This window comes from bacterium, from assembly GCA_027622355.1.
Taxonomy (GTDB): domain Bacteria; phylum UBA8248; class UBA8248; order UBA8248; family UBA8248; genus JAQBZT01.
Map to the genome: position 1 here is coordinate 1 of JAQBZT010000126.1, position 8108 is coordinate 8108.

9 protein-coding genes, 1 tRNA gene and 1 other RNA gene are annotated in these 8108 nt (G+C 60.0%); all 11 read left to right on the forward strand.

The window, feature by feature from the left end:
- Positions 1–164 precede the first annotated feature (164 nt).
- Positions 165–644 (forward strand): hypothetical protein, encoded by a 480-nt coding sequence (locus O2807_08605; protein MDA1000558.1) that lies wholly within the window; start codon positions 165–167, stop codon positions 642–644.
- A gap of 92 nt (positions 645–736) precedes the next feature.
- Positions 737–1663: a methyltransferase domain-containing protein gene (locus tag O2807_08610; protein ID MDA1000559.1), complete on the forward strand. Its 927-nt coding sequence runs from the start codon at positions 737–739 to the stop codon at positions 1661–1663.
- Positions 1664–1666: 3 nt separating this feature from the next.
- Positions 1667–1822: a hypothetical protein gene (locus tag O2807_08615; protein ID MDA1000560.1), complete on the forward strand. Its 156-nt coding sequence runs from the start codon at positions 1667–1669 to the stop codon at positions 1820–1822.
- A 79-nt stretch (positions 1823–1901) separates the two neighbouring features.
- The gene (locus tag O2807_08620; protein ID MDA1000561.1) at positions 1902–2399 is read left to right on the forward strand and encodes a tetratricopeptide repeat protein; all 498 of its coding nucleotides are present in this window, start codon (positions 1902–1904) and stop codon (positions 2397–2399) included.
- 29 nt (positions 2400–2428) lie between these two features.
- Positions 2429–3262: a tetratricopeptide repeat protein gene (locus tag O2807_08625; protein ID MDA1000562.1), complete on the forward strand. Its 834-nt coding sequence runs from the start codon at positions 2429–2431 to the stop codon at positions 3260–3262.
- Between the two features lie 121 nt (positions 3263–3383).
- Positions 3384–4016 carry a pyridoxamine 5'-phosphate oxidase family protein gene (locus O2807_08630; GenBank protein ID MDA1000563.1) on the forward strand — a complete coding sequence of 211 codons (633 nt, stop codon included), beginning with the start codon at positions 3384–3386 and terminating at the stop codon, positions 4014–4016.
- A 346-nt stretch (positions 4017–4362) separates the two neighbouring features.
- Positions 4363–4455 (forward strand) — tRNA-Ser (locus tag O2807_08635).
- A gap of 230 nt (positions 4456–4685) precedes the next feature.
- Positions 4686–5606, forward strand: a complete 921-nt coding sequence (locus O2807_08640) for a cation diffusion facilitator family transporter (GenBank protein MDA1000564.1) — start codon at positions 4686–4688, stop codon at positions 5604–5606.
- Between the two features lie 152 nt (positions 5607–5758).
- Positions 5759–6619: an EamA family transporter gene (locus tag O2807_08645; GenBank protein ID MDA1000565.1), complete on the forward strand. Its 861-nt coding sequence runs from the start codon at positions 5759–5761 to the stop codon at positions 6617–6619.
- A 136-nt stretch (positions 6620–6755) separates the two neighbouring features.
- Positions 6756–6855, forward strand: an RNA gene (ffs, locus tag O2807_08650) — signal recognition particle sRNA small type.
- Between the two features lie 63 nt (positions 6856–6918).
- A partial coding sequence (gene dnaX, locus O2807_08655; protein MDA1000566.1) for a DNA polymerase III subunit gamma/tau occupies positions 6919–8108 on the forward strand: 1190 nt, incomplete at its 3' end.

Genomic DNA, 8108 nt, shown 5'->3' on the forward strand with positions numbered 1-8108 from the left:
CGCCAAGAATCCCTGCGCCGCCAAGAACCCCTGCGCCGCCAAGAACCCCTGCGCCGCCAAAAATCCATGCGCGGCGAAAAATCCCTGTGCGGCCAAGAATCCCTGTGCGGCCAAGAACCCCTGCGCCGGCAAATAAGCCGCGCGTCATAAGTCAGGAATGGAAAATGATGAATCGCAAATTCACGGCGGCGGCGGGCGCATGGGGACTCGCCGTCGCCCTTGCCCTGGGCTCCGCCTGGGGCGCTTCGAAGGCGCCGGCCTCTCCGCGCGTCATCGTGCTGACCCAAACCGGGTGCCAATTCCTCGAACCTGAAAAGATCGATCGCGGATATCAAACAAAGTCTTCGGCGGACTGTAACGCGATCAATGCCCAAAGCGGCGATCGGCGAATAACCAATTCGAAAGTGCTGGAACTCAAGCCTGGAAAATACATTTTCCGGGTGGCGAACAAGAATGTGCCCTATGAACTGGGGTTTTACCTGCGGGGCGCGGGGATTGGCCGTTTCACGCTGCCCAAGGTCTCGGGCGGGGGCTTGACGCTGGGAAAATCGCAGGATTATGCAATTACCCTCCGGGAAGGCGATTATCTCTATTCATGCCCGTTGAATCCGACGCCGGACTACAAGCTCATCGTTCGCCGCTGATGGTTTCTGCCTCCGGAATTTTGCGAAAACCCGTTGAAATTAAAGGCCGTTATCTGGTGGTGGGGTTTTGGCGCACGTTGTAAAATGGCTTCATGAGCGCAGATTCCGTCAGAACGCTTTCCCATGGCCAAAGCGGCAAGGAATTGGCCGACGAGGTGGAGCAGATCCGCCGGCGGATTCTCGCGCGCGGCGATCAGCCGCATGCAAAGACCGGCGAAATTCTGGATATTCTGGATCAACTCCAGGATTTCGCCTTCGGCCGGTTTCTGCTTCTTCACAAGGGCGTGAACGGATATTGGACGGATTTTCTCGCCTATCGCTATCCCCTGCGGCGAGAAGAGTTGGAGGGGCGCCTGAAGCCGCTCGAGGAATTTCTTTTCGCCCGCGCTCCCGTCATGGTGGCCACGCAGGAAAGATTGCAGATCTTTCAAAAATTGGCGCAGGAAATCCTGGGGCCGGGCGCCAGGCTGGGCTCTGTCCCGTGCGGGCTGATGGCGGATCTGCTGGGGCTGGACTTTTCCGGAATAGATGAATTCGAGCTCTGGGGCATCGACATTGACGAGGAGTCTATCCGTTTCGCCGCGATTCGCGCCGAAGAGCGGAACTTGAGCCGCCATGCAAAGTTCATGAACCGCGATGCGTGGGCGCTGGGCATCCAGGAAGAACTGGATGCGCTGCTCAGCAGCGGCTTGAATTTCTACGTAAAGGACGAAGATCAGGAGATCGCCCTCTATCACCAATTTCGGCGAGCGCTGAAGCCGGGCGGGGTTCTCATCCTGAGTTTTTTCCCGCCACCCCCCGATCTGGTCCCCGATTCCATCTGGAACATTTCCGAAGCCGATTCGAAAAATCTGCAGGTCCAGAAAGTTATTTTTGCGGATATTCTCGAAGCAAAGTGGCAGAATTTCCGCTCTCCCGGCGAAATCCAAAGCCTGCTGGAGCGGGCGGGATTTTCAGGTGCCGAATTTTATTACGACAGCCGGCGGATCATGCCCACGATCCGCGCGGTGCGGGTGTAGCGCATGCCTTCCGGCCGGATGGAAGCCGAGGAGGCGGCCGATGTCCTGTACACGGCCAGCGGGGGCAGTGGATTGGCGGAGTCGAGCCTTGTTCAGCTGGCGGCGGAGGTCTATGGGCGTGTGATACTGGGCCTTCCGGCCGACACCCCGTTTTTGTGAGCCCACCTTTTCCCTGATGACGGTTTGCCGGTTTTTCTTTGTATAATAGGTTGCATCTTCTGGCCTTCGGGAGGACTCCATGCGGACGAGGTGGCAGACATCGTTATTTTTCATAATTTTTCTGCTCCCTCCCTTTTCGGTTGAGGGAGGCCCCAAGGAAGACTATCGAAATGCCCTCGCCGCCCATAAGAGTGGAGATCATGCCCTGGCCTTTCAGAAGTTTTTGGCCCTGGCCGAGCAGGGTTTCGCCGCTGCGCAATCGAATGTGGGGGTGATGTACCGAATCGGCCGAGGGGTAAAGCGCAGTTATGAGGAAGCCGCCAAGTGGTTCCGCCGGGCGGCCGACAAAGGCGTATCGTCGGCTCAAAATAATCTGGGCCTGTTGTACGCGGAAGGAAAGGGCGTTCCGCGCGATTATGTACTGGCCTATATGTGGCTGCACCTGAGCTACACCCAGGGATCGGCGAAGGCGGGAGGGAGCCGGGATCAGATTTCCCTTGAGATGACGTCCGAGCAGATTGTCGAGGCGCGCAAGAAGGCGGAGGTATGGCGCCTGATGCCGAGACCGCTGAGATGATGCGCGCTTTTCAGGGAGGGGGAGACTCCTTGCGAAGGATACGGGGAACAACGGTTTGCGCGGCGGCCGTTTTTGCGTTTTTTCTCGCGATGCCGGCCCTCGCAGGGCCCGAAGAAGATTTTGCGTCCGGCCTGAAATCCTACAACAACGGTGAATTCAAGATTGCGTTCGAACTTTTCCGCAAGGCCGCCGAGAAGGGCTACGTGAAGGCCCAAACGCGCTTGGGGGTGATGTACGAGACCGGCCGGGGCGTGAGCAAGAGCGAATTCGACGCCGTTTTCTGGTATCGCAAGGCCGCCGAGAAGGGATATCCCCCCGCCCAGACCAGCCTGGGTTTCATGTACCAGCGCGGAAAGGGCGTGAGGCAGAGCGATGCCGATGCCGTGGAATGGTACCGTCAGGCGGCGGAAAAAAATCACGCCAGAGCGCAATACAACCTGGCCGTCATGTACCGCTTGGGCAAGGGCGTATCCCAGAGCGACGTTCAGGCGGCCAGATGGTACAGGAAGGCGGCCGAGCAGGAACACACCAACGCCCAATTCACCCTGGGCTGGCTCTACACGATCGGCAAGGGCGTTCCCCAGAATTTTGCCGAGGCGGCGAAGTGGTACCGCCGGGCGGCGGACCAGGGCGTCATGATGGCCCAGTACAATCTCGGCGCGCTTTATTTTCAGGGGAAAGGCGTTCCCCAGGACAACATCTTGGCGCACAAATGGCTCAATCTGAGTGCGGCCCACGGCCATGACGGCGGCCGCGCCCTTCGCGATCAGGTGGCCGAGAAGATGACGCCCGAGGAAATCTCCAAAGCACAGCAGTTGGCCCGGGAGTGGAAGCCCCAAAAAGGTGCGGCGAATAAAGAGTAATTTCGAAAAAAGTGCGTGAAATTTCCCGCCGGGCCGTTTCGGGGGTCAAAGTCGTTTTGTGGATTTTCCAGTGGTACAATAAATTTTTCTTATGGAAAAACAGGAGATAAAGGAGACGGAAATGCCGGTCGAAGATGTCCGAGGAGCTGAGAAAATCACGACCCAGGAAGAGTTGAACGACCACTACGGCGAGCAAAGCGTTCACGTCAAAAAGAAAGAGATGACCCATATTGACTCGTTCGCCCGGCGATATATCGAACTCTCTCCGTTTTGTGCCATTGCCTCCTCCGGTCCGAAGGGGACCACCGTCTCCCCGCGCGGCGATGCGCCCGGCTTTATCCGTGTCCTTGACGAAAAAACTTTGGCGCTCCCCGATCGGCCCGGAAACAACCGCGTCGACACGTTGACGAATGTTCTGGCCGATGGGCAGGTGGGGCTTCTCTTTCTCGTTCCGGGGCTCAACGAGTTCCTGCGGGTGAACGGGCGCGCGCGCATCACGACCGACGAGGAAACGCTGAAGCCGCTTTCCGCGAAAGGGAAACTTCCGCTCTCCGCCTTGATCGTGGATGTGGACGCGGTTTTCTTCCATTGCGGAAAAGCGGTTCTCCGCTCGAAGATCTGGGATCTCGAAACGCAGGTTGAGCGGAGATCGTTTCCCACCCTCGGCCAGATTTATGCGGGCCGCTTTGCGGAATTCGATGCCGGGGAGATCGATCACAATGTGGGCGAGGCCTACAAGAACCATCTGTATTGAGATTTTTGTGATTGGAGGAATGTGATTGAAATGCAAAAAGCCCCGGCCCGAAGGCCGGGGCTTTTCGGTGAACTGTTGGGATTCGTCCAGATGGAAGAACCCGGTTTCGTCTTTGCGATTCTTCCGAGCTAGACGACAGTCACCTCGTCCCTACAGTGTATTTTCATATATGGGATCACCTCCTCTCTGACGTACCTCAATTATCGGGGATGCTTCCGGGCGGGTCAATGATTTATTTTCAGAAGTTTCTGGAAATCTGGCATATCCCTGGACGAACCGAAGAGGGGAGTGATATACGGTGACGGCGCCCGCTTCGGCGGGATATTTGCGGGCCAAACCCGCTCCCGGAGAGGTGTCCGAGTGGTTGAAGGAGCACGACTGGAAATCGTGTAGGTGCCCAAAAGGTGCCTCGGGGGTTCGAATCCCCCTCTCTCCGCCACCTGAGCGGCTGCCCTCGCCGGGCCCCTTGTCTCCCGCTCCTTCCTGTCGCGTTTCCGCTTCTCCGCATTGAAATCACTATTCGAGGGGGTATATTCAAAAAAGGTCCCGGGCGGGGAGAGGGGAATCCTCCTCTCCCGTGTCCGCATGGAAGCCAGCGGGCGGAAGGCGGCATCCGGTCGGAGCGAACTCACACAGCCCGGTGCGCGCGTTTCCCGCGAGAGGATGGCAATGAGCGGCTCTTCCGATCGGCAGAGCGAAGCGCAGGACCTTCGCGCGCACCAGGGCATGCGCGTGACGTGGATTGGCGTGGCGGTCAACGCGGTCCTCACGATCGCCAAGGCGGCCGGGGGCATTTTGGGCGGAAGCCAGGCTCTCCTCGCCGATGCCCTGCACTCGCTTTCCGATCTGGTCAGTGATGTCGTCGTCCTCTTTGCCCTGAAATTCTCCAGCGAACCAGCCGATCAGCGGCATCCCTACGGCCACGGCCGGATGGAGATCGCCGCGGCCTTTTGCGTCGGACTCATTTTGCTCATGGCCGGGTTCTACATGTTCTACCGATCGATTGGCGATCTCTGGATTCCCCGTCCCTACCGTTTGAACTTCCTCGTACTTCCCTTCATTTTGCTCGCCATCGCGCTCAAGGAGGGGCTCTACTGGGCCACCCTCCGCGTCGGGCGCCGCACGCTGAACCAGGCATTGATCGCCAACGCCTGGCACCACCGCTCGGACGCCATCTCCTCGGTGGCCGCTCTGGGGGGTGTGACCATCGCGCTGATGGGCTATTGGCGGGCGGACGCGATTGCCGCCATGGGCGTGGCAGGGCTGGTGATATGGATCGGGGGGCGGATCAGCCGCGAGGCGCTCGACGATCTGCTGGACGCCGCGCCCACCGACGATGTGCTGGCCCGCATCCGGGTGGCGATTGAGGATGTGGAAGGAGTGGAGAGCATCCACGCCCTCAGAACCCGCCGGGTCGGCTCCTATTTCTTCGTGGATGTCCACATCCAGGTGAAGGCGGCGCTCAGTGTGGCGGAGGGCCATTTCATCGCCCACCAGGGTCAGGATGCCGTCCTCTCCAAGGTGGATGAAGTCTCCGAGGTGATTGTGCATGTCGAGCCCGACACGCTGGAGGGCTCTCATGAAAAGTGATCCTCCGGAAATGTTCAATAAATAAGGTCTGAATGCTCTTCATGATTTTCCACGCCTTGCCCCGGATGTTCTCCTTTCGATAGAATCCACGTCTTTTCCCGGAAGAAGTAAAAACGAGAGCGGCGCAGAGCCGGAAGAATGAGGACAGGTGTTTGATACCATTCGAAGTGGTGACCCTGGTTTCGACCTTCTTTTTCACCTACTCCTCGGTCCTGATGCGCCAGGGTCTCGATGAAAGCACGCCGCACACCGGCAGCCTGATCGTCCTGATGACGAACGGTGCGGCTTTTATGCTGGCTATTTTCTGGGTTGATTTTTCGCAGGTCTCCTTTTCGTGGTACTGGGCGGCTTTTGCCGGTGCGGATGTCGCCTCCCCGGCGCTCTCCCTGTTTTTCATGTACCGCTCCATCAGCCATCTGGGCGTGGCGCCGACCACTTCCCTGCTCATGACCCACGCCTTTTTCGGTCCTTTTATCGCCTATTTTCTGCTGGGGGAGCGTCCCCACCCGGTCATCTGGCTGGGGATCGCGATCGTGCTCCTGGGCGTGTTTTCGCTGACAGGGGGAGAAGGCCTGCGGGATCGCCGCCGCTATATCGTGCTGCCGATTCTCTCGGGCCTCTCCATTGCCGTGTCAAACATTCTTCAGAAAGTGGGTGTCGGCGGAATGGATTCGCTTCTCCTCGGGGGCTTCCTGCAGGGAGCGTCGGCCGCGGTGATCGGGCCGTTTCTCCTCAAGGCGGCGACCGGGTGGCAGCCCTTCATGTTCAACAAAAGCTCCCTCCGCTATTTCTTTTTCTCGGGCCTCTCGCTGGCGATGGCGATGTTCACCCTTCTCTACGCGTTGCGCGGAGGGAGGGTGTCGCTGATTTCGCCCATCCTGGCGACCGGCCCGCTGTTTGCGCTGGCCCTGACGCGGCTGTTCCTTCACAAAAAAGAGAAGATCACCCTCCGCATCGCGGGAGGCGCCACGCTGATTGTCGCGGGCGTCCTCCTGGTCATGATTCTCAAGTAGTGGGGCGGTAGAGCGGCGCTTTTCGGCGATCCGCGGCATAAACGCCTCGAAACTCCTTTTTTGGCGGGATATTCCGCGCTTTCCAAAATCACCGGCGGCGCGGTAGTATTTCCTGAATCCTGCCGCGTAGCCGGCCGATCGGGTCTCGTGCAGCGGGAGCCTGTGAACCCCGTCAGGTCCGGAAGGAAGCAGCGGTAAACGGAGTCTCCCGGGTGCCACGAGGGTGCCTGGTCGGTCGGCTTCGCGGCGGGGTTGTTCTTTGAATTCCCCGTGTTCGATTCTCAGTCAAGAGTGCCAGGATGTTTATCGGAAGCGCGCGAAAGTGGCGGCCCCAAAAGTTCGAAGAGCTGATCGGCCAGGATCATATTCGCCGGACGCTCTCGAACGCCCTTTCCGAGGGCCGGGTGGCGTCCGCCTACCTGTTCAGCGGCACGCGCGGGGTGGGAAAAACCACCACCGCCCGCGTCCTCGCCAAGGCGCTGAACTGCGAGTCCGCCGACGGGCCGGTCGCCGAGCCGTGCAACCAGTGCGCCTCCTGTGCCGAAATCAGCCAGGGCAACCACCCCGACATCCTCGAAATCGACGGTGCGACGTATACCGGCGTAGATCACGTCCGCGATCTGCGCGAGGGGCTGCGCTACCGTCCCGCGCGGGGAAGGGTCAAGGTCATCATCATCGATGAGGTGCACATGCTCTCCAAGGGCGCCTTCAACGCGTTGCTGAAGACGCTGGAGGAGCCTCCCCCCCATGTGGTTTTCATCTTCGCCACCACCGAGATCCAGCGTGTGCCCGAGACGATCCTCAGCCGGTGCCAGGTATTCGAATTCCGCCGGATTCCCGCGCGCATCATCGAAGAGCAGCTTGCCCGCATCGTGCAGGACCAAGGGGGCGAGGCCGAAGGGGAGGCGCTCGGCCTTCTGGCCCGGATGGGCGAGGGAAGCATGCGCGACGCCCAGTCTCTGCTCGATCAGGTCCTGGCCTTTACGGGGAAGAAAAAACTCGCGCTTCTCGATGTCGAGTCCGTTCTCGGCGTCCCTCCCTCGGAGGCGTACCGCCGGCTGGCTGCGGCCATCGTCGCGCGGGATACCCGGGCGGCGCTTTGCGAACTCAAGGAGATTTTCGAGGCGGGGCACGATATCCGGCTTTTCTGCTCGAACCTCCTGGAGTTTTTCCGCGACGTCATGGTGATCCAATCAGCGGGAGAGGCCCCCGAGCTGTTCGACGTGGGGAAGGAGGCGCTGGCGGAGCGCAAGGCGCTGGCCGACCGGTTCAGTTTCCATGATGCCCACCAGGCGTACTCCATTCTGCAGGGCGCCGAGGCAGAGCTTCGGACGTCCGATCACCCCCGCATGACGCTCGAGCTTGCGGTCATGCGGATGTCGCAGCTCGCACCTGTCGCCGATCTGGAGGGCCTGATCCAACGCATCGAGGAGGCTGTGCCGGCCCGCCCCGCCCCCGGGGCGAGCGCATCCGCTCCCGACCCGCCGGC